The organism is Psychrosphaera haliotis (assembly GCF_039523615.1).
GTDB lineage: Bacteria > Pseudomonadota > Gammaproteobacteria > Enterobacterales > Alteromonadaceae > Psychrosphaera > Psychrosphaera haliotis.
Genome location: NZ_BAAAFQ010000004.1, coordinates 635,954 through 656,976 on the forward strand (window position 1 = coordinate 635,954; position 21,023 = coordinate 656,976).

16 protein-coding genes are annotated in these 21,023 nt (G+C 38.4%); 4 read left to right on the forward strand and 12 right to left on the reverse strand.

Annotated features, from left to right (window positions below; all coding sequences use genetic code 11):
• Positions 1–19: 19 nt before the first annotated feature.
• Genes ABD009_RS05415 through ABD009_RS05425 form a run of 3 tightly spaced genes read right to left on the reverse strand, consistent with a single transcriptional unit; the run spans position 20 to position 2,383 of the window.
• Positions 20–475, reverse strand: a complete 456-nt coding sequence (locus tag ABD009_RS05415; protein WP_155695746.1) for an NfeD family protein — start codon at positions 473–475, stop codon at positions 20–22.
• 11 nt (positions 476–486) lie between these two features.
• Positions 487–1,422 (reverse strand): SPFH domain-containing protein, encoded by a 936-nt coding sequence (locus ABD009_RS05420; protein WP_343823360.1) that lies wholly within the window; start codon positions 1,420–1,422, stop codon positions 487–489.
• 37 nt (positions 1,423–1,459) lie between these two features.
• Positions 1,460–2,383 (reverse strand): Dyp-type peroxidase, encoded by a 924-nt coding sequence (locus ABD009_RS05425; RefSeq protein ID WP_343823362.1) that lies wholly within the window; start codon positions 2,381–2,383, stop codon positions 1,460–1,462.
• Between the two features lie 221 nt (positions 2,384–2,604).
• Here ABD009_RS05425 and ABD009_RS05430 point away from each other — a divergent pair, with 221 nt between their 5' ends.
• From ABD009_RS05430 to ABD009_RS05445, 4 genes are all read left to right on the forward strand, one after another.
• Positions 2,605–3,171, forward strand: coding sequence for a hypothetical protein (locus ABD009_RS05430; RefSeq protein ID WP_343823364.1), 567 nt, complete (start codon positions 2,605–2,607; stop codon positions 3,169–3,171).
• Positions 3,171–3,992 (forward strand): metallophosphoesterase family protein, encoded by an 822-nt coding sequence (locus ABD009_RS05435; RefSeq protein WP_343823366.1) that lies wholly within the window; start codon positions 3,171–3,173, stop codon positions 3,990–3,992. The genes ABD009_RS05430 and ABD009_RS05435 overlap by 1 nt, the downstream gene beginning before the upstream one ends.
• A gap of 198 nt (positions 3,993–4,190) precedes the next feature.
• Positions 4,191–5,093 carry a porin gene (locus tag ABD009_RS05440; RefSeq protein WP_343823368.1) on the forward strand — a complete coding sequence of 301 codons (903 nt, stop codon included), beginning with the start codon at positions 4,191–4,193 and terminating at the stop codon, positions 5,091–5,093.
• Positions 5,094–5,291: 198 nt separating this feature from the next.
• Positions 5,292–6,257, forward strand: coding sequence for a PstS family phosphate ABC transporter substrate-binding protein (locus tag ABD009_RS05445; RefSeq protein ID WP_343823370.1), 966 nt, complete (start codon positions 5,292–5,294; stop codon positions 6,255–6,257).
• Positions 6,258–6,305: 48 nt separating this feature from the next.
• Here ABD009_RS05445 and ABD009_RS05450 read toward each other — a convergent pair whose 3' ends face one another.
• From ABD009_RS05450 to ABD009_RS05490, 9 genes are all read right to left on the reverse strand, one after another.
• Complete coding sequence (locus ABD009_RS05450; RefSeq protein ID WP_343823372.1) at positions 6,306–7,892, reverse strand: diguanylate cyclase domain-containing protein; 1,587 nt, start codon at positions 7,890–7,892, stop codon at positions 6,306–6,308.
• Complete coding sequence (locus tag ABD009_RS05455; RefSeq protein WP_343823374.1) at positions 7,882–8,274, reverse strand: type 2 periplasmic-binding domain-containing protein; 393 nt, start codon at positions 8,272–8,274, stop codon at positions 7,882–7,884. The genes ABD009_RS05450 and ABD009_RS05455 overlap by 11 nt, the downstream gene beginning before the upstream one ends.
• 53 nt (positions 8,275–8,327) lie before the next feature.
• On the reverse strand, positions 8,328–9,497 hold the full coding sequence (locus tag ABD009_RS05460) for a hypothetical protein (RefSeq protein WP_343823376.1): 1,170 nt from the start codon (positions 9,495–9,497) through the stop codon (positions 8,328–8,330).
• A gap of 194 nt (positions 9,498–9,691) precedes the next feature.
• Positions 9,692–10,222, reverse strand: coding sequence for a DUF6436 domain-containing protein (locus ABD009_RS05465; protein WP_343823378.1), 531 nt, complete (start codon positions 10,220–10,222; stop codon positions 9,692–9,694).
• Positions 10,200–11,669, reverse strand: a complete 1,470-nt coding sequence (locus tag ABD009_RS05470) for a methyl-accepting chemotaxis protein (protein ID WP_343823380.1) — start codon at positions 11,667–11,669, stop codon at positions 10,200–10,202. The genes ABD009_RS05465 and ABD009_RS05470 overlap by 23 nt, the downstream gene beginning before the upstream one ends.
• A 132-nt stretch (positions 11,670–11,801) precedes the next feature.
• A complete protein-coding gene (locus ABD009_RS05475; protein ID WP_343823382.1) occupies positions 11,802–13,427 on the reverse strand; it encodes a GAF and HD-GYP domain-containing protein in 1,626 nt (541 codons plus the stop codon).
• Between the two features lie 7 nt (positions 13,428–13,434).
• Positions 13,435–15,612 (reverse strand): CHASE2 domain-containing protein, encoded by a 2,178-nt coding sequence (locus ABD009_RS05480; RefSeq protein WP_343823384.1) that lies wholly within the window; start codon positions 15,610–15,612, stop codon positions 13,435–13,437.
• A 44-nt stretch (positions 15,613–15,656) separates the two neighbouring features.
• On the reverse strand, positions 15,657–16,505 hold the full coding sequence (locus ABD009_RS05485; RefSeq protein WP_343823386.1) for an MBL fold metallo-hydrolase: 849 nt from the start codon (positions 16,503–16,505) through the stop codon (positions 15,657–15,659).
• Between the two features lies 1 nt (position 16,506).
• The gene (locus ABD009_RS05490) at positions 16,507–21,018 is read right to left on the reverse strand and encodes a tandem-95 repeat protein (protein WP_343823388.1); all 4,512 of its coding nucleotides are present in this window, start codon (positions 21,016–21,018) and stop codon (positions 16,507–16,509) included.
• Between the last annotated feature and the right edge of the window lie 5 nt (positions 21,019–21,023).

Consider the following 21,023-nt stretch of genomic DNA (forward strand, 5'->3'; position numbering starts at 1 on the left):
AACCTCATCTATCGTTGTGTTACTTGCCTAATGACTTGACCGTCATCATTCCAACTTGAATGTCGGTCACTTCAACTTGAGTTCCAGCCACCAACTCTTCATCACTCTCAATTCTCCAAGTAATACCTGAGTACTGATAGCTCCCGGCACTTTCTGGGCTAACGCCCGTCTCTAGCCTAAACTGATGACCAAATAAGTCTGAGTGAACATTTGTTTTTGGCTGAGACTTTTGCAGTTTAGTTAATGGTTTCCACAGCAGTGCGCTGTATAAACCTGATAAAACAGCGATAGATAATGACAACATCGTCCAGCTATCGGTGATAATACCAAAATGAAGTAAAATCCCCGTCGTTAATACGGCTAGACCTACTAGCGTTAAAAAGAACGTAGCAAATCCAAGTAACACTATGTCTATTGCCGCCATTATCACACCGGCGGCCATTAACATTTGTGCTGTGTTTTCAAAAAAAGTCATAACGGCTCCTGTTAGCTTTTATTCATCGTGCCAATAATGCTCATTGCTTGAGCTACCATGCTACTAGCGTCTGTTGCATTGTCTGGTAAAAGTACAATTGAAGATTCTTTAGCAATGGCCTCTTTCGCACCAATCGCTTTAGTTGCTAAATCTAATTGTATCGCCTTTTGGCCTTGTTCAGTTTTGGCAACGTTACCAACGGTTTCTAAGGCCTCTGCTTGGGCAACAGCCACTTGCATAATAGCTTTAGCTTCACCTTCAGCTTTTAATATTTGTTCTAACTTTTCAGCTTCAGCAGCAAGTACTTGAGCTTGCTTTTGGCCTTCTGCAACGTTAATTGCGGCTTGACGATCACCTTCAGACTCTAAAACTTGAGCTCGCTTTTCACGCTCAGCTTTCATCTGACGTTCCATCGCTTCCATTACAGACTGCGGTGGAACTATGTCTTTTATTTCATAACGTAAAACCTGTACACCCCAAGGTGCAGCGGCATCGTTTATCGCCGCAACGATATTAGTATTTAAAGAGTCTCGCTCTTCAAACGTTTTATCGAGTTCCATTTTACCTATTTCACTACGCATAGTCGTTTGCGATAACTGGATAACGGCAAATACATAGTCATCAACGCCATAAGACGCTTTGTACGGGTCTAAAACGCGGAAATACAATACACCATCTACAATTAAAGAGATGTTGTCTCTAGTGATAGCTGACTGCCCTGGAACATCAACCGCTTGCTCTTTAAGTGAACGATCGTAGGCAACAACATCAATAAACGGCACAAGAAAGTTTAAACCGGCTTCGATAGATTTATTGAATTTACCAAATCGCTCAATAACGTATGCTCTGTTTTGAGGAACAAATTTAATTGAATATTTTAGGAGTATTATTACAAGTATTAGGAGTGCAAACTCTACAGAGATCGCAGCATTTAGTATTTCATTCATGAGAATTCCTTTTTCGACGATAAAAGTTTTTTATATGTTAACCAAGATTACCCTGATTGATTAAGTAATCAATAGACGGAGCAAAAAAGGCGGCGCCAGTTTCGGCTGTAGTGTAATTAAGTAAATGATCATAATTCCCCTCATCACTACCAAAAACCATATTGGCCAAAATTCGCTCAAAGCTATCTTGAATTGCACAATATGAAATGAATAGTAGACCTTGAGTAGAAAGGTTTCCGTAAGGCATACTCTGCCTTAGAATTTGTATTGGGTTTCCATCGGTATCAAAGCAACGTGCTCTATATGTATGAGCTGTTTCTGGTAACTCTTCTTGGCTTACTCTTGCATTGTCACTTTTACAACGACCTATAATTAATTCCTGCTCTTCCGTCGGTATCCCTTGCCAGCGATTGATATTGTGACGAAAACGCTGAACATGGACATAACTGCCATTATTAAAAGGCCCTGGGCCATTAATTAGGGCGACATTTCTACGTTGACGTCCTTTTGCATTGGCCGTGCCTTTGACAAAACCAGTGAGATCTCGACCATCCAAATATCTAAAACAGGGCACTTGTTCAATAAGCTCTATCATTTCACCAAATAGGTTCATGACACGTCGACTAGCTATATAGTTAACATCATGCCGGTCTGATCGCAGTTGGAAAAAAAGATCAACCGGCACCGCAGGCATGTGCCTATCTTCATGATGCATTGACGGAAAAGGTTTTAAATCGGTAGGTTTATTACTTGGATAGAGTTCGGACCAAAAATTAGCACCTATAGCAACAACACCACTGAACATAGCTTCGGAAAATTGTTCATTAATTTCATCAAATAATGCGGGTAGCTGACTTAATGCTTCTCTAATTGCAGGTTCATAGCCTTCATGGGTATTAAAAAACAAGTGCAAACCATGCAAATTTGCTTCACTGCATATGCCCCACTGTTCTCTCGACATTCGAAACCCTATCTCTACAATTTTTTCTTATTTTAAATACATTTAAGTAAAAGTGAACTAAATTATCTGGCTCACCACTTTGAATTATAGTTTACCTTTGTAACATTCAAAGTATATACAGATTTAATCGACCTCCTAATTAAATTAACGGTAAAACTTGCGCTAACTTTGCGATAACATACTGACCAGTTGGTTTTTTAGATTGGAATTGAACACGTTTTATGGAACGAATTTTACTACTTCTTATATTGCTTGCTCCGCTTGCACACGCAAACGAGTCTCCTTTCGAATGGGAAATACAAACCGGCGCACTAAAAGGCTCTGTACATGCTGCTATTGGTTATGAATTGACTAGTAAGCACTTTGTATCTCTAGGACTAGGTTATGTACCCTCAGAGTCAGATAGAGATGCATTTAATATCTACAGTTTGAATTATATGTACCGAGGCACAACTGAGTATTCTTTTAGCGCTTGGGATAACGAAATTAATTTAAAGCCTATCAATTTCGGAGTCTCCACAATTTATGCTGATCACGAGGCCTTGTTCTTTTCTTTGCCTGAAGGCATACCAAGTGGATACTATGCACCAACTGCATTAAGAATTTTATTTGAATATGAGCTGGCGGCAGAAATCTCCAGCGACACTGACGTTTTTATTAAATGGTCCGTACTTGATGTTGGATTGATAAATTACGCCAGAAACTATTCTTTTTATAGAGACAATTATGAACTTCTAGGACTGGCTGGCATATCTAGCTGGGGTGTTGGAATAAGGAAAGCATTTTAATGAAACTAATAAAGCAAATTTCCACACTTGTAATTTCTACGCTTTTACTCAGTGCTTGTGATTATGAGCTATCTCCATGGGAAACCGATGCCCATTGTCCTGGAATGACCATTTCTGAAAACCTAGAGTGGCTTAAAGAAGTAGAGTCAACTATCAGCCCTACAGCTGATTTCCAGTTCGCTATCGTTGGCGATCCCCAACAGTTTCCAAAAGACTTAGAAAACACCATTGAGCGTTTAAACAAAAATGATTCAATAAAGTTCATCGTACTACTAGGTGATATTGCAGAAACGGGCATAGCCCAAGAGTTTGAGTGGGCCTGCAAAGCTTTAGAAAAAACGACGAAACCAATATTAAGTGTAGTTGGTAATCATGACGGCTTATCTTTTGGACAAGAGATTTGGCGAAATACATTTGGCCCTTTTGATTACAGCTTTACCTTTTTAGAGACCAAATTTATTGCTTTTAATAATAACCAATATGAATTCGAAAACGTTCCGGACGTAAGCTGGATTGAAGCTGAAGCTGCGGTTAATGAAGAAGAGAAACGCAATCACACCATCGCCATGTCTCACATAAAACCATGGGAAAATCAGCCAACCCTTAGTGCCACACTGAAAGAGGCAGGTGTAGATTATACGTTCCATACCCATGACCATAAGTTTATTCATTTTCAAGACTCAGACATTATGCTGCCTCACCATGTAACAGCGAACAACTTAGGGCAGCAACATGCAATCGTGACCATAACGCCTGAAACTATTGAAGTAGAAGATTGTACACCCGCATGTGAATTATCTTTCCCTACAACGCGAAATTAAAAATAACTGCTAAAATGGTCTAAGAATAAAGCTGCTGATTATCATATTAATGAAATGTTTAGCGACTTTATTTAATAAAAATGTCATTTAAAACACCTATTGAAATATTTCTGTAACATTTCTGTAGTCTAATTGCGGCATTGAAGTTGGCATCCCAACTTATATTTAATTTCAAACTTCCTTGACGGGTACAAATCTATGAAAACTTTTAAAACTTTAGTTGCTGCATCAATTTTGGCTTCAACTCCGGCAGCTGTATTTGCAGATCCTGTAGTTTACGGAAAGGCAAACTTAACCGTTCAGTCTTCAGACGACGGCGTGGATACTACTACCGAAATAAAAAGTAACGCATCTCGCTTAGGTGTTAAAGGTTCTCAAAAGCTAGATGGCGGCCTAGAGATGATTTATAAGTATGAGATGCAAGTAGACGTTTCAGACGAATCAAAAGAACTAAACTTAACTTCACGTAATCAATACATTGGTATTCGCGGTTCGTTTGGTGAAGTACTAATAGGCCGCAACGATACAGCATTAAAACAGTCGCAAGGAAAATTCGACTTGTTTTCTGATTTAGAGGGCGATGTTAAGCACTTATGGAAAGGTGAAAACCGCATGAGTGATTCAATAACTTACAAAACACCTAAAATCAATAACTTCCAAGTTGGTGTAAGCTATATACTTGATGAAGAGAATGACGACTCTGCAACTTCACTTTCTGTTGCATACGGTGATTCAGCGCTTAAAAAAGGTAAGTTTTATGCAGCAGTAGCAATCGATAACGAAGTAAAAGGTTATGACGCCACTCGTGTTACGTTTGCAACAAAATTAGATGAAGTTGTTATTGGCGCTATGTTCCAATCACAAGAAAATGTAGAGACAGGTGAAGATAAAGACGGTTACTTAATTAATGCTCAATATAAAGTTGGTAAGTACAATTTTAAAGGCCAATACCAAACACTTGAAGATGACAATGGCTTTACATTTGGTGTTGATAGAAAGCTAGCTAAGAGCTCAAAAATCTTTGCTTTTTATACTACATACAACTTTGACATGGCTGAAGATGAGTCATACTTTGCTGTTGGGTTAGAACAAAAATTCTAATAAAAACAGAAGTTTTTGAATGAAAAAAAGCTGCACTTGATGCAGCTTTTTTTTATGTAATATTTAATTAAAATTAATTTCTCATGTCATATACTTGTCACATTCGTTTACTAAGATAGCCTCAGTTTAATAAAGAATTGAATCAGATAACCCAACCAATCTGAACTCATATTGACTCAATTAATAATGGAGCAACACATGAAATTAAAAGCACTAGCAAGCGCATTAGGTTTCACACTAGCAACTCTTTTAAGCACTGGCGCACAAGCGGTAGACAAAGAAATTCCTACTTATGAAAAGACTAGTGGCATTTCAGGCAACCTGTCTTCAGTGGGTTCTGATACTTTAGCAAACATGATGACGTTTTGGGCTGAAGAGTTTAAACGCTTTTACCCAAACGTTAACATTCAAGTTCAAGCAGCTGGCTCTTCAACAGCGCCACCAGCATTAACAGAAGGTACTTCTAACTTCGGTCCTATGAGCCGTAAAATGAAGTCTAAAGAAATTGAGTCGTTTGAAAAGCGCCACGGTTACAAACCTACAGCAATCCCTGTTGCAATTGATGCTTTGGCTGTTTTTGTTCACAAAGACAACCCTATTAAAGGTCTTAGCATTTCTGACGTAGATGCTATTTTCTCATCAAACCGTAAATGTGGTGGCGATGCTGATATCGACCGTTGGGGCGACTTAGGCCTTTCAGGTGAATGGACTGCAAAAGACATTCAGTTATTTGGTCGTAACTCAGTTTCTGGTACATATGGTTACTTCAAGAAAAAAGCACTTTGTAAAGGCGACTTTAAGAACAATGTAAATGAACAACCTGGTTCAGCTTCTGTTGTGCAGTCGGTTTCTGCTTCTCTAAATGGTATTGGTTATTCTGGTATCGGTTATAAGACGTCTGGTGTACGAGCGGTAGCATTAGCTAAACGCGGCGACAACTTTGTTGAAGCATCAATGGAAAATGCAGTAGCGGGTAAATACCCTCTTTCTCGTTTCCTTTACGTTTATGTAAACAAGCACCCAAACAAACCTTTCACTCCTATGGAAGCTGAGTTTGTAAAAATGGTTCTTTCACAAGCTGGCCAAAAAATTGTTGAAAAAGACGGTTATATCCCACTTCCAGCAAAGGTAGTGGCAAAACAGTTGAAGGTGTTAGGTTTATAATCTAATACTTAAAGCAGTAATGTAAAAAGCGAGGCTAGTCCTCGCTTTTTAGTTTTCAGAAAAGAATAAGTATTTATCAGGTGCAGTTAACTTTAGTTCTTTTGCTCGATACATTGCTTGGTCAGCTTCTTTAACTAAGTTATCTAGCGTATCTGCAGACTCTGGATAAAATGCAACACCTGCACTCAAACCAATAGAAACCCCACTATAATTAGATCCCACATCAATACTTTTAGTAATAGCGTCTCGCACTTTGTCCATTGCTTTTATAACCATCTCTTTTCTAACTTTATTAATTTGTAGTAACAATACAAATTCATCTCCACCCCATCTAATTACCGTATCATCGTGACGAATATTTTCACTTAGCCTTTTTGCCACTTCGATTAAAACGGCATCACCCGCGTCATGACCATAGGTATCGTTTACTTGCTTAAAGCCGTTTAAGTCAATTAATACAATTGCAAAAGAGCGATTTCTAACTATTTCTAATTCAATTTTCTTTTCGCCGCCATTTCGGTTTAAAACTTGAGTTAACGCGTCAAAGTCTGCTTGTTTCTCTAGCTGTTCTAAATCCTGTTTTCGTTTCGATATGTCACTTAATGTCACTTGATAATATTTTTCATTTTGCTCTGTTGTTACCGCACTAACAAATAGCTGCACCCAAAATGATTTTGAGGTGAAAAGCCCCTTTAGTTTATATTCACCTATTGCTATTTCATCTCGGCGCAATGACTCACTAACGAACTCTAACAGTTGCTTCGGCTCCTCAAATAACTCTATAAGCAAATCAGAATATTCAGTGTTTTCTTGATTGATGTATAACCCTAATGACTCTAAAAGCGTGACAAACGCATCATTATAAAGCACTAATTTACCTGATGTGTCTATCAATACAATTGCCGACTTAGCACTTTCAAATATCATCCTAAAACGCTGCTCAAGTGCCTCTATTTCTTCCCTGAGGTTTCGTTCTTGCCTGAATTGGTTTTCCACATTATCCAATAGCCGGTTTGCTCCTCTGACCAAGGTGCCGATTTCCGTCGCCGAATGACTTAGTGGGGTATCTACCCGCTCTTTTGTACCAATTTCCATCTCGTATAGAACTTTGCTTGTTCTTACAAGCGGTCTAGTTACTAGGAAGTAGCAAATGAATATAGACGCTATGGTCACTAAAATGGCTAGCAAATAAAGAACAAAACTATTCACAGAACTTATTAGCTCCGCATCGCTCTCAATCTGTCTATAGTCTGGAGTGATACTTATTTCACCAAGTTTTTCTGTTGTTATAAATGGGTGTTGAACATCAAAAGTTATCGCTAGGTTTTCATCAAAACCAGCTTCATTTACTTTGTATTTTATTTTTTCATCTTTATAAGCTATTGACTTCACGTTTTTACTTCGTGCTAACCCATTTATTGCTTCTTTAAGAAGCTCTTCATCAGATACAAATGCGGCAATAGATGCAGTCGGAGAAATAGTTTTAACTAGTTCGCCAATCGCAGTTTTAGCGTTTGAAACTTCCGCGTTATATGTCTGCTTATAAAAAATTTCTGACGCAACAAAAGCAATAGCCAAACCAGCTATTATAATAAAACTAGCAAGTCTTGCTGCGATTCCAAACTTAATATTCAAACTGGTATACCACCTTCATCGACTCGCTCATCTGAGATTGATAAATATAAGTAATAACTTCATTATCGGTTTTTATTGCCTCTTTAACGTCGTTGAAATTTTCGATTTGCTCTGGCGGCTGTGATTTACCCGTAAACCTCAGTCTAGACCAATATGAGTTTACCCTGCCTAAAGACAAACCAAGCAGCTGACGATAAAACACTTCTTTTATGCCCGAACCATCATTTACATCTAACGGTTTGGCGCTTGCACCACCAGGAAAAGCGACATAACGTCCCATAAAAAGGTCAATTAGCTCCTCTTTTGATACAGATTCAACAGGCGTTTTTATATTGGTAACAACAACCAGCTTGTCGCTGTCTACTGCGTAAACAGGAGACATAAACAAAAAGGTGCCAACCACTATAAGCTTGAGTGTGCGATTAACTAAATACATCAGAACGTAAAACTCACGGAAGCAAATAAGTTATTAAACCTTTCTTTCGTGGCCAGAATTCGAAACCCGTCCACTTTCTGCAACCCACCACCTCTTGGATCTATATTTACATTTTGCCACTGAACCTTTAACGCCGTGGTTTCTGTAACATCCCATCGCCAGCCTAAAGAGGTAGTGCTTTGATTATGTCGGAATGTATTAACAACCTCTTCTATTCTAAAAACAACTTGCTGAACCAATTCAGGTTCCACTAATGTTTCGGCAAACTTATAACCATCTGACTCCACTAACGAATAGGAAACATAAAAGGTGTGATTTTTATTTTGGTAGCTCAAATTAACAAAGGCATTATCTATTTCTTTTAAAGGCAACGCGCCGGAATCGATATGAACCCATTCCCCAGACAACTCAAAATGGTCCCAATTATATTGACCATAAATAGACTTATAAATTATGTCCTTGTTTGTAAAATCGATTTGTTTAGCTAATGCTCCTATATTAGGTATGGATTGGGAGAAAGACGGAAGCGCGGTGATAAACTGCCCTAAGCCGGCACTGGTATTTTGTGCTTTAGTTTTGGTGTACCTAGCGCTTACTAACCAATGCTGTTGAGCAAGCTCTAATTTAATTCCAGTTAAAGGAGAGAAGTCTATTGGGTCAAAGGTAGAGGACGAAAAATCACTTTTGGTTTCTCCCCAGAATAATTTTGAAGAGAATGCGACTTTGTTAATCCGGCTTCTATAAATAACATCAGCACCGTCAAGATGACGATTTGGTATAAGCCCGTAAACCTCATTTGGTAATACAACCCAAGGATACGCTATACCAATATCTCTGACATCACTAAAATGGAACACATCGATAGCTGTACGACCTAAGCGTATATCAAACTTCGGGGTTACGCGGTATTTGGCAAACGCTAATTGAGTTGCCCCATCCAAGTCATTTTCATCTTGTTTTCTATAGATAATCTGGCCTACAACGTCCAAGTCATCTGTAACTTTGTAGTGCAACTGTACTCCTATATTACTTACCTGGGAAAAATCAGCTTTATGGTAATCAACACCATCATTAAGAGACATATCATTGCGATATCCAAATTGTTTAGAGTCTGTTGTAGCCAAACCTAAAGTCCCAAAACCACTAAAATCAAATTGAGTGGATGCCATACTCTGATGAGCCATTGCTAAGATAGATAGGCTTAAAAAACGAAGGGTTACGGACCAATTTATACGCATAGAGAACCATCAAATGTTTTATCGTGGATAAGATAATTACACTTTAAGCATAGACGCTAGTTGGGATATTGGAAATAAATTGCGTAATATAATCAGCAATTTACCGATTAAAGATAATAGGTGTACTAAACTTGGCAAAAACAGCCTGTAACATCAGAAACCACAACATCTGACTCGAAACCTTGTAGATGATTGTTAATCGCCATATCCACAAAACTATTGGTTTTTGAGCAACTATAGCCCGCAGAGTATGGACCTAAATAGACCAATTGCCCTTTATCAACAACAATTACCGAAGGTGCTGCAGGAACAATATCAGTAAATTGACTACTGAGTTTTCGGTTTAAGACTTCAAAACCTTTATTTCTAACTAGTTTGTCTATCTCTACTTTATGGCTTTCTGGAACTTTATTGCAGTGGCACCCATCTGCAGTAAAGTGAATAACGGTTTTCGAGTTTTCACTAGAAATAAAACCTTCATCATGCAACCGTTTGAATAGTTGCTTAACTTCAACATTGGCAAGTTGATTGTTTGAATCAAAATGCGTCATTCTTTTAGCTATAAAGTAGTTGGCTGCGAACACAGTGCCAACTAACCAAACAAGCACTAAGCTAATGTGGATTAAAGAGAGCTTAGACTTTGAAGTTGGAGACATGCTGCTCAAGAGACGTTATAGACCTCGCAATTTTTGAGGCTTCCAATTCCAATTCATTAATTCGACTTAAGTCATCGACACTGGATGTACGCATATTTTCAGTATTTTCAGAGATTGTATTAATTGTTTGCGATTGTTCATCTACAGATTCTGCCACCGCAATTGCAATATCGCTAGATTCTGCAACCAAAAATGTCGCTTCTTCTATTTTAGCCGTAGCATCTGCAGCTACCTCATTCACATTACTCACTACTTCTAAACATTTACCCATAGAGTCGGTAGAACGATTTGAGTACTCTAATAACTTCGCCATCGTTTCTGTGATTTTACTTGTGCTTTCTTTGGTTCTTGTGGCCAAAGCTCTAACTTCATCCGCAACGACAGCAAAACCTCGCCCTTGCTCTCCAGCTCTGGCAGCCTCAATAGCCGCGTTTAGTGCTAATAAATTAGTTTGCTCAGCAATCCCTGATATTTCCGCTAAAACGGCGGAAATTGCTTCACTAGATTTAGATAACTCTGCTATTTCTTCGCTTGTTAAATTGAGGGCATTCGTTAACGTCTTATTGTTGTCATTAATTTCGGTGATACAAACCTTTGTAACTTCAGTTAAGTCGAGAGCTTTACCCATTTGTGAACTTAGTTGTGTTGCATTGTTTGCGATCAGGGAAACTGTCTGCACCATTTCAGTAATTGACGAAGCTATTATATTAATTTCATCACTGCGATATTGCGTTGATGAAGACAAGCCGTCTTTCGAAGTAGCGAGTTGCCTATTATTCTCTATTAATTCTTTCGTTTGTTTCTTCACATCTATTATCGTCGTCTCTAACAAAGCTAATAACGAATTAAAACCATCAAGAACTTGATTATCCGGAACAGATGAGCGAGTTGATAAGTCTATCTCGGTAGGATTGCTTACTAGCCTTTTTGTTAGGTCAGTAAGCTCTTTGCCAACAATACTGTCATCAAAAAGTTGTTTGGCAATGTATCCCGCAATTATGGCTTCTGCCACTGCATAAACAGCATGGATAATTACAGTAGAAAAATACAGTCGATCTTCATCAAAAATATAAACATCTACACCATTTGTTTGCATCACATAAAACGAAACGTGGTGTACAGCAATTAAGCCAACGGCAGAAATAAACACTTTCCAATCGCTGTAAACGATTAGAAAAGCTAATAATATAAATATTTCAAAGTGAACTTCAATTAAGCCATTTAATTGGTGAATATGAAGGCATGCAAATACCATAGAAACAAGAGCGGCAACGTGTCTTGTTAGTGCGGCTTCAGGAGCCGTTCGTACCATGTAGAGGCCAATTGCTAACGCTCCTCCACCAATGACAATGGCCTCTGGTAATGTGTCATACACAAAAGCGAGTACAATAGATTCAATAAATAACGTGATAAATAAAATCGAAAATAACTTTGATTCTTTTTTCATGAAGGCCTCATCCATCTATTTTTGACAGATCTTTATTAACTAGACTAAATTGGGTATACGTTACAATAAGTGTAGACGCTCTTTTGTTTTTGAAACTATTTTATTTGACGTATCTAGCTAGCTTACATTTTGCTATTCAATTGGCTGATAACCCGGAAGCTCATATATATCAAAAGGGTCAAGTTGATCAGTTGATGCAAACTCTCTAATGTACTTTTCATATACTCTAGACTCTACGAATATAGCGAAAATATCACTATCTAGGTGATTATTTTCAACTAGAGATCCCATTATTTTTAGGCATTCACTAACAGGCTTGGCACTTTTGTATGGTCTATCAGCAGCAGATAGGGCCTCAAATATGTCCGCCAACGCCATTAGTCTTGCTGGAACTGACATCTGTTCTTTTGTCAGGCCACGTGGGTAACCTTTGCCATCCATAGTTTCGTGATGCCCTAAAGCATACTCAGTGACGTTTTGAAGGTGTTTTGGAAATGGTAAGGTTTCCAATATATCCATCGTGATAACCATATGGTTTTTCATAATTTCTTTTTCTGCGTCGGTAAGAGTACCTCGACGAATTTTCAAATTTTCAACTTCATTTTCGTTCAAAACTGAAGTAGCAACTCCCTCAATTGCCAGTTGGTAACTTTTAGATACCTGATCTATTGATTCAATATCTTGATCACTTAGGTATTCACCGCCAACGTTAACTTTTTGAATAAAAGACCGATCTAATTTGAGTTGTTTTAGTTCCCTATCCATAGACGTTTTAAGTTGCTGAACTTCAATTGTATTGCCCTTTTGCAACGCGTTTATAATTTTATTTTGATAGGCTATCTCGATATCTTTAGCCACAATTTCAAATTTTGCATTTACAAACTCAATACGGTCAAAAATAGTCTGCAATTTCTTCGACTTTTCTATTATGTGGTCGGGTGTAGCAATTTTTCCGCAATCATGTAACCAACCAGCAATATCAATTTCATGGCGATCAGCATCAGTCATGGTAAAGTCCGCGAGTGGGCCCCTACTTTCTTTATGTATTTCCTCAGCCAGCATTAGAGTTAGTGCTGGTACACGTCTGCAGTGTCCGCCAGTATGTGGAGACTTCTCATCTATAGCTTTTGCAATAGTTCTCGCAAATGCAGAAAACAGCTGTTCCATTTCTTGCACTAATGCCGTATTCGTTAGTGATATAGCTCCTAGTGAAGCAAATGACCGAACGAGAGTTTCTACGTCATTACTGAATTCAACCGTCTGTCCATCTTCTAACGCATTTATTAATTGAATAACGCCTATGATATCCCCCGTATGATCCTTTAACGGGATTACAAGCATAGATTGTGTTCTGTAGCCTGTCGCTTCGTCCATTTTACGAGCGGCACTGACATCAAAGGGAATTGCTGCGTAAACATCAGGAATGTTAATGACTTCACCTGAGTTTGCGGAGTGAGCTACCATTGCGTTTTTATTTGGTGCACCATCGATAAACAGTGGAATGTCGGAGAATTCTAATGTCTTGGCTGACCCACCACCTAAATAGATATCTAAAGTACGGTTTATTACCGTCTCAAATTTTAAGTGCTTTTCTGACGTAATTGAATAAATTGATCCCGCATCACAATTGGCGATAGACATAACGATCTGTAAAATTTCATCCAGTAATTTACTCGAGTCACTTTCGCTTGATAGCCTAATACTAATATCAACTAATTGTTGCAATGCATAAGAGTTTGTTATTTTTTGCTGCGCCATAGTTTTGCTACTTTTTTAAATGAATGAATTCACCAGACCAATTTTCTGGTAAAGAGTTTACATCTACGCTGTTAATACGTTCTAACATAATTTCATAAACCCTTGTACTTAAAATGTTATTTCTAACCAATTGATTAAATAACAGTAACGCCTTAGACCAGTCTTTAGAATAGTATAGTTTAAAGGCTTCGTGGTGTTGGCTAAGTAATTCGTCAATTCCCTTAATTGCACAATCACTGCTCAAGGGCTCATAAATCTCAACTGCGTCATTTTTACCAACTACCGTTACTTTATCAATTAGCCGATATTTATATTTAGGTGCTTGCTTTTTAGTGGCCTTTGACACTAGTACCCCTACATTGTAGAACTTAGTGAGCGACTCAATTCTAGAACCTAAATTGACAGTGTCGCCAAGTACAGTATAAGCTTTTCGATATTGAGAGCCCATATCACCTACGTTCATCTCTCCCGTACTTATGCCTATCCCCAAAGCAACTTCCGGCCAACCCTTGTTTAAATAGGAGCGGTTTAATACCGACAAAATAGATTGCATACCTAGAGCACTATCTATTGCTTTTTCAGCATGAGCTGGTTCATCAATGGGAGCATTCCAAAACGCCATCACCATATCGCCCACATATTTATCTATCGTACCGTCGTGACTAAATATGACTTCTGTAACAGCAGATAAGTATTCATTTAGAAACTCACTTAGCTCTAATGGAGATAGCGACTCGGATAAGGTTGTAAAGCCTCGTATATCAGCAAACAGTACACTCATCTCCCTTCGCTCACTCTTTACCTCAGAGCCTTTTGGGTTTGTAACCAGCCTTTCGATATGCTGCGGCGGTACATATTGTCCAAACATACTTTGAATATTTTTTTTAGTTCTACTTTCACTAACGTAGCCAAAAAAAACATAGTAAAAAGTCAGTGTTAGAGTTAATAATACTGAAAGAAACAAAGGTAAATTCAGCTTTAATATTGACCACAGATATAAGTTACTTCCTAAAATGATGGTTACAGTACCAAGCCCTAAGCTTAGAATCGTTATTGCACTTCGCCCTATCATTAAGCTAGACACCACTAAACCAATTAGCAACATTTGAATGATTAAATATGCGGTTGTCCAATCAGGTTCAGAAGGAACAATGTCAGGGTTCATTAGACCTTCAAATACATTTGCATGAATTTCAACTCCTGGGTATTGCAGACCTACAGATGTAGACCTTAAATCAGCTAAACCAACAGCAGATGTGCCTATAAAAACAACTGCTCCCTCCAGCTGCTCCCCATCAAGCCTGTTATTTAACACGTCAGTGGCCGACAGATAAGGAAAAGAAAATGCAGGGCCTCTAAAAGGAATTAACATTTGGCCATACTCATCTGTATTCACACGTTGTTGAGCTACTTCAACAGAATCAAAAAAACTGTAGCCAGTATTGGTATCAATTTTATGATTAGTTTTAATTTTAGCTGAAAGTGTGTAAAGCCTTGCCGCCTCGAGTGCAATAGATGGGTACAAATTACCTTTATGTTCTAAAACAAGCGCAGCTCGCCTTATGAAACCGTCTGAGTCCGCTCTAGAATTTATAAAACCTAATCCTAAAGACGCCTCCTGCAGTTCATCTATATTGCTAATCACTCCGTTATAACTTGTTACCAAGGATTGGTGATGTAAATCTGAATCCCATTCAACACTTGTTTTTAGCCGTCCGCCTGATGTGAATTCAGTGTCTTCTGTTAACAGAAAGCCCAATACAGACTCGCTATCTAACAAAGCCCCTCTGAACTCTAAATCAGCATCTACTTCATGTTTAACTTTTTTTAAAGCTTCAATTACGCTGGGGTTAGTGATGTTGGAATGTATCGCTATTTTATCAACGGGATTAACTTCCGGTTCTGAAAAGAAAATATCAAACGCGATAACCGCAGCGCCCTGCTGGCTTAGTTCAGTTACTAGCTCTGATATTTTAGAGCGGCTCCACGGGTATCGACCTTGTTCGCGCATGCTCTTTTCATCAATGTCGACAATGACAATGTTTTCATTTGATTCACGTACATCTAAGCTACTGGTAAGGTTAAGCCGGAAATCATATAGGATCCCTTCTACCCTTTGATTCACTTGGTAGATATAGTCTATTCTTGTTGTTTCTATAAATACAAAAAAAACAGTTATTAGCACTCCAGTCCAAAAGTGTCTTGAACCTATTTTTTTAAAGGCGATTTTCAAAACTCAATCGCACTCAAATCAATTAACTGGCCTTCTTTTGCGCAGCAAACTTGTAAAAAGCCACGGCTGTCTTCTTTCAATTCTTTTTCGATTTGCTCAAGCTGCTCATCTGTTCTAAATGGATCGTGGCTAATTAAAGCTACCGCTTTTACATTTGCACTTTTTGCTAATTTGAGTACCTGAGTTGTGGTTGAATGGCCCCAACCAAGCTTCTCGGGTAGTTCGGTATCCACAAACTGACCGTCATGAATAAGTAAATCGGCGCCATCAATAAATGTTTCCCACTCTTTGATTGACGTATTTATCTTGCCTGGAGGAAATAATTCATTGTCCGTAACATAAGCTACCTTTTTTCCTGCCTGCGATATCAGGTAGGCCGTGCCTCCGTCCGGGTGGTTTAATGCTTGAGTCTGAACATCAAAATTGCCAATCGCAAAGCGTTTCGATGCTGTTGCTTCTTTATATAAAGAAATACTGGCGGGTAATTGATCATACTTTACAGGAAAATTAGAACCTGACATTTGCGTCAAAATAGCATCTTTATCACTGGATTCTACTTGCCCTGGGAAAATTTTAATTTTCCTTCCGCTTTGGTGAATAGGTTTAAAAAATGGAAAACCTTGAATATGATCCCAATGATTATGAGTTAATAAGATATTTATATCGTCGGTACTTTCTTCTATCAACTCCTCCCCAAGCTTTATAATGCCAGTCCCTGAATCTAATATAATTTTGGTTTCATCAAATCCAGTAATTTCTACACATGAAGTGTTACCTCCAAATCCGACCTTGCTTGGGCAGGGGCTAGGTACAGAGCCTCTTACGCCATAAAATTTAACTTTCATACTACGGTTCAACTCCTTCTTCATAAAAGTTAAATTGAGACAATGATATATCTTGGCTTACACCGTTATTGCACTGGCTAGAAACGACAATTTGATCGTTTGTATTTTGAATGAGTGCTGTAAATGATTGCTCACCTTGGCAGTCTGCCGCTAGGAATTTTCCATTACCTTCAATGCCAAAGTCGGTATCTAAACTTCCATCGCTCAATAATCGAGCTATTGCACCTTTTTTAACGGAATTGTTTTCACCATAGCCAACAAGGAGTATGCGTCCGTCGCTATCTATTGATACATCTAAAGTAGCAGAGTTAACGCCACTGCCAAATACATTGCTAACTTCAGCTAACCCGCCGTTTCCAAAGCTACCAAATTTTGTGCCATCTGTATTAAACTTCACGACCAAACTCTTCGTCATTATTTTGGTTGAGCTGCCAAAAACAAATAGATGTCCTTCAGGCCCTAATAACAAGCCATTTACTTCTTCATTGCTCAATGGCTTAACTATTACATTCTCACCATTACCTGAAAAAGAACTGTCTTCTGTGCCATTTAAGCCATATTTAATAATACGGAAATTAGCACTAACGACACCAGTCGTGCCTGCTATGTAGGTGTTTCTACTGCTCTCTATAACAACTGCAGAATATACATCTCCCGAGTTACCAATTTCATAACCTTCACTCTGAAAAGATTCGCCAGCGCCATCATAACTATCGCTGTCAGAGTCTAAAACGCCCGTTGGGGATATTCTCATGACAACCGGTTTTATAGAGCCACTTTCTTTTAGGCTACCAATGGCAACAACTTTTCCTGCACCGTCGATATCAATGTCTTTAATAACAACCTCTGTTGCGTTGGCTATAGCATCAGTTAAAAAAGTACCATCAATGCCAAAGCTCTGGTCAATTTCACCGCTTGCCGTTAACTTTGTAATAAAACCATGCTTTATACTTTCACTATTTTCTACTTGACCAAACACAAATGCTGAGCCATCCATTTTCTCTTTCAAACCATACCCAACGACCTGCGGCCCAATATAAATTTGTTTTGAACCGTTATCTCCGAAGGTTAGATCTAGCGAGCCCGAACTTAAATAACGATGTAATACTAAAATGTTATCACTCGCTAAATTAACCTGAGAAAGACTTAGATATTTTGTTGCTTGACTACCTGAAGCATATTTTATTAAAGAGATGGCAGAGTCGTCTTTTTCACGCCCACTTATATCTTTAACCAATTCACCATCTTGACCACAACCAGACTCATCATCCGGAAAACAGCTAAAGAAAGAGCCTTCAGGCTCTATTGCTAACATTAGAGGCTTAAGCGCTCCCGACTCACTACTTCCAACAACCCATGACCTCAAATACTCATCCACGACTATTGAAGATGCATTTACATTATCGTCCTTGATTACATTTAAAATACCGCCATCGCCAAAGTTACTTTCAATTTCACCATCTGTACTATCCATTTTAAAAACAAAAATACGATCACCTTCGTCTTCATATACTGTACCAACAGCCATTAAATCTGTGGAGTTAAAAGCTTGAACAATTGTATTAATTTCCGATGATGAACTGCCGTTATCATTGCCCGTGTTAAAGATAATAAAGCCATCGTCATCAACATTAGTGTCAATCGTTCCCGTCTTGTCAATACCAACAACAAAGGCGTCTTTGCTACCCGAAATTTGCTCAGTAGAGCCGCCTATGTATGCCGTAAAGTCGGATCCTGCAATACCAGCTAAAGTATTTAACTCGTCATCGCCAAGGCTACCTGGCACGTCCAATATTAAATCGGTGCCACCGTTGAATGTAACTTCGTTTTCAATGTCTGAATTTAGGTACCTAACATAACCATCGAGATCACCGTTTAATCCTTTTGTTGCACCTACTACCATCAACTTGTTATCGTGGAAGCTTCTAATAGCATTCGCCTTGTCATCACGACTACCTGTACTCACATCTTTAAAGACTGGACTGTTTTCTTCGAAATTAAGATCATCATCATCTAGTTTCATTACTAAACTATCTAATTGCGTACCGTCATCTCTATATCCCACAGCATAAACTTTATTGTCTACAAAGGTAATGTCAGAGCCATATAGTTCACTTTCTTCGGTAGTACAGCGAATTCCTGAACCATTATCACCACTAGCATCATCTAACGTGCCGTTTAAATCAAAAAGCATCACACATAGTTCTCTACTGCCATTGAGTGCTTTATCTATAAGCACATAGAGGTTTCCATTGCCTTTCGTTATAGCCTTAGCTTGCTCTTCGCCACCTAAGTTTAAAGTCAGCTCACCATTGGTACCAAACGAAGAGTTAATATTTCCGTCAACATCATAAGAAATTAAATACACATCGGAATCTACATTATCTATATGTCCAGACGCATAAACGTTGCCATTAACTTCTGTTATGTCAGTCAATGTAGCAGACTGTTTACTACCATAAAGGTCGATATAGCCTGTCAACGTTCTACCAAAGTTACTCGCTTCGACCGGCGCTTTGGGCTCTATAACGTTCTCAATACCTATAGATATATTTGCAGTTGAAAATGCATTAGGGGAACCATTATCAGTCGCTTTCACTTCGATTATATGTGACTGGAAAGCCTCGAAGTTTAATACCGAATTACCATTTACAGTTAGTTGGCCTGTATTTGAATCAATATTAAATAAACCGGAATCTCCGCCACTAATTTCAAAGGTAATGCTGTCGTCTTCTATGTCAGAGGCTATAACAGTTCCAACTACATGACCGGAAGATACATTTTCTAAAATACCCGAGAATGACTGAGCGGAAAGTATAGGAGCGTCATTAACTGCCGCCACTGCTAGAGTTATTATCCCTCTATCACTGCTTCCGTTTCCATCTGAGATTTTATACTCAAAAGTGTCATCACCAAAAAAGTTTAACGCAGGGGTATAATCAAATGTTCCATCAGCATTAAGAGCTAAAACGCCATTACTTACATTCACGATTGGAGTTGTATTGATAGTCAAATCATCACCGTCAACATCGCTCGCTAAACCGAGTAAGTTGCCGACATTAGTTAACGGCAAATCTTCTGTTGCATTTATAACGTAACTTGGTGCTACAGGGGCATCATTTACAGGAGTTACCGAAATCGTTAAAGTACCGGAACTTTTTGCTCCATACTGATCTTCTACTTCAAATTGTATTGAATCCAATCCATAAAAGTTCAAATTGGGCGAGTAGTTTACAACTCCTAATTCTGTTATTGAAAAGACCCCTCCGCTTGAAACTCCACTTGCTTGCGTTACAAAACTGAGTGTATCGCCTTCTATTTCCGACACATGATCCAACAGGTCAAAATTTACAGCAGCATTATCTTCAACGATATTTAGGTTTATTGTTTCTGCAACAACAGGGGCATCATTAACATTCTCAATGTTAATAGTTACTATCGCGCTATCTACCAGGCCATTTTCATCTATGACTTGATATGAAAATACATCGGGACCAAAAAAGTTAACAGCTGGAGTATACTCAAAATCCCCTAACTCATTAATTGATATAGTTCCATTTGATGTTTCCGATAGTAAATTAGTATTGACGGTTAATAAAGAAGAGGCGCTATCATTACTTAAAACATTACCAACAAGCACTAAATCTTCCTCAATAGAAAAAACATCATCTTCGGCTTGAGGTGGATTGATTGGGGTAATCACACCAAGTGGGTCGACACGGAGAAGCGGTGATATGCCACTTTCACCACTGCCATCTACACCAGTTACAAGTACAAAATAAGTTTCTTCATTTACAATATTATTTATATTTACCGATGTATTAATTTTAGACAGTAGTTGCTGTCCATTGGGCAAAGACGTTACATTTTGCGGGGTAAGATTGATATCACTAGCAGTATAAATATTATAACGTTCAAGTGCTTCATTTTTTTGCCAAGTAACTATCATTTGATTATCGAGTCTTTCGACCGATAAAGAGTTTATTCTGTGTGGTTGCCACTGCACGAAACTTCTTCCTGCAAGTGAGTTACCAGATGACTCAGTAGCTACCCAAACCTGTAACTCTAATGTGCCTTCATCTTTACCTGCCAATATAGGGTTTAAACCTATTACCGAAGCCCTAAACTCTGTTCCACAATTTTCTTCACATATGGAGTAGCTAACATTGCTGCCGGCTAAACTTATGAATATTTCTAAGATTTCTTCGTCGCTATTTGTATTTAGAGTAAAAAGTAGGTTGCCCGTTACGTTATTAACGTCATCAGGCCATTCTATTGATGCCGTTTCTATTAATGCTGATGTATTTGGGTTAGCTGCTGAACTTGCTAGAACTCTTGAGTGTTTAGACTCACCAACGCTATGGGATAAATCAATCAAAACCGGAGTAGGCGTTATGGCCTCTGGTTGATTTAACTTATCACCAACAAAATTAGACTCTTTAGTTTCTTTACCGCATGCACTCAATATAGACACAAACAATAAAACTAAGGTGATATAAAAAATATTTTTCATTAACA

Bases quoted from the DNA above. Each gene is read 5' to 3' on its own strand.
- ABD009_RS05415 (WP_155695746.1), bottom strand. From the start codon at position 475: ATGACTTTTTTTGAAAACACAGCACAAATGTTAATGGCCGCCGGTGTG.
- ABD009_RS05460 (WP_343823376.1), bottom strand. From the start codon at position 9,497: ATGGCATCCACTCAATTTGATTTTAGTGGTTTTGGGACTTTAGGTTTG.
- ABD009_RS05465 (WP_343823378.1), bottom strand. From the start codon at position 10,222: ATGTCTCCAACTTCAAAGTCTAAGCTCTCTTTAATCCACATTAGCTTA.
- ABD009_RS05470 (WP_343823380.1), bottom strand. From the start codon at position 11,669: ATGAAAAAAGAATCAAAGTTATTTTCGATTTTATTTATCACGTTATTT.
- ABD009_RS05420 (WP_343823360.1), bottom strand. From the start codon at position 1,422: ATGAATGAAATACTAAATGCTGCGATCTCTGTAGAGTTTGCACTCCTA.
- ABD009_RS05425 (WP_343823362.1), bottom strand. From the start codon at position 2,383: ATGTCGAGAGAACAGTGGGGCATATGCAGTGAAGCAAATTTGCATGGT.
- ABD009_RS05475 (WP_343823382.1), bottom strand. From the start codon at position 13,427: ATGGCGCAGCAAAAAATAACAAACTCTTATGCATTGCAACAATTAGTT.
- ABD009_RS05430 (WP_343823364.1), top strand. From the start codon at position 2,605: ATGGAACGAATTTTACTACTTCTTATATTGCTTGCTCCGCTTGCACAC.
- ABD009_RS05485 (WP_343823386.1), bottom strand. From the start codon at position 16,505: ATGAAAGTTAAATTTTATGGCGTAAGAGGCTCTGTACCTAGCCCCTGC.
- ABD009_RS05455 (WP_343823374.1), bottom strand. From the start codon at position 8,274: ATGTCTCCTGTTTACGCAGTAGACAGCGACAAGCTGGTTGTTGTTACC.
- ABD009_RS05440 (WP_343823368.1), top strand. From the start codon at position 4,191: ATGAAAACTTTTAAAACTTTAGTTGCTGCATCAATTTTGGCTTCAACT.
- ABD009_RS05435 (WP_343823366.1), top strand. From the start codon at position 3,171: ATGAAACTAATAAAGCAAATTTCCACACTTGTAATTTCTACGCTTTTA.
- ABD009_RS05490 (WP_343823388.1), bottom strand. From the start codon at position 21,018: ATGAAAAATATTTTTTATATCACCTTAGTTTTATTGTTTGTGTCTATA.
- ABD009_RS05445 (WP_343823370.1), top strand. From the start codon at position 5,292: ATGAAATTAAAAGCACTAGCAAGCGCATTAGGTTTCACACTAGCAACT.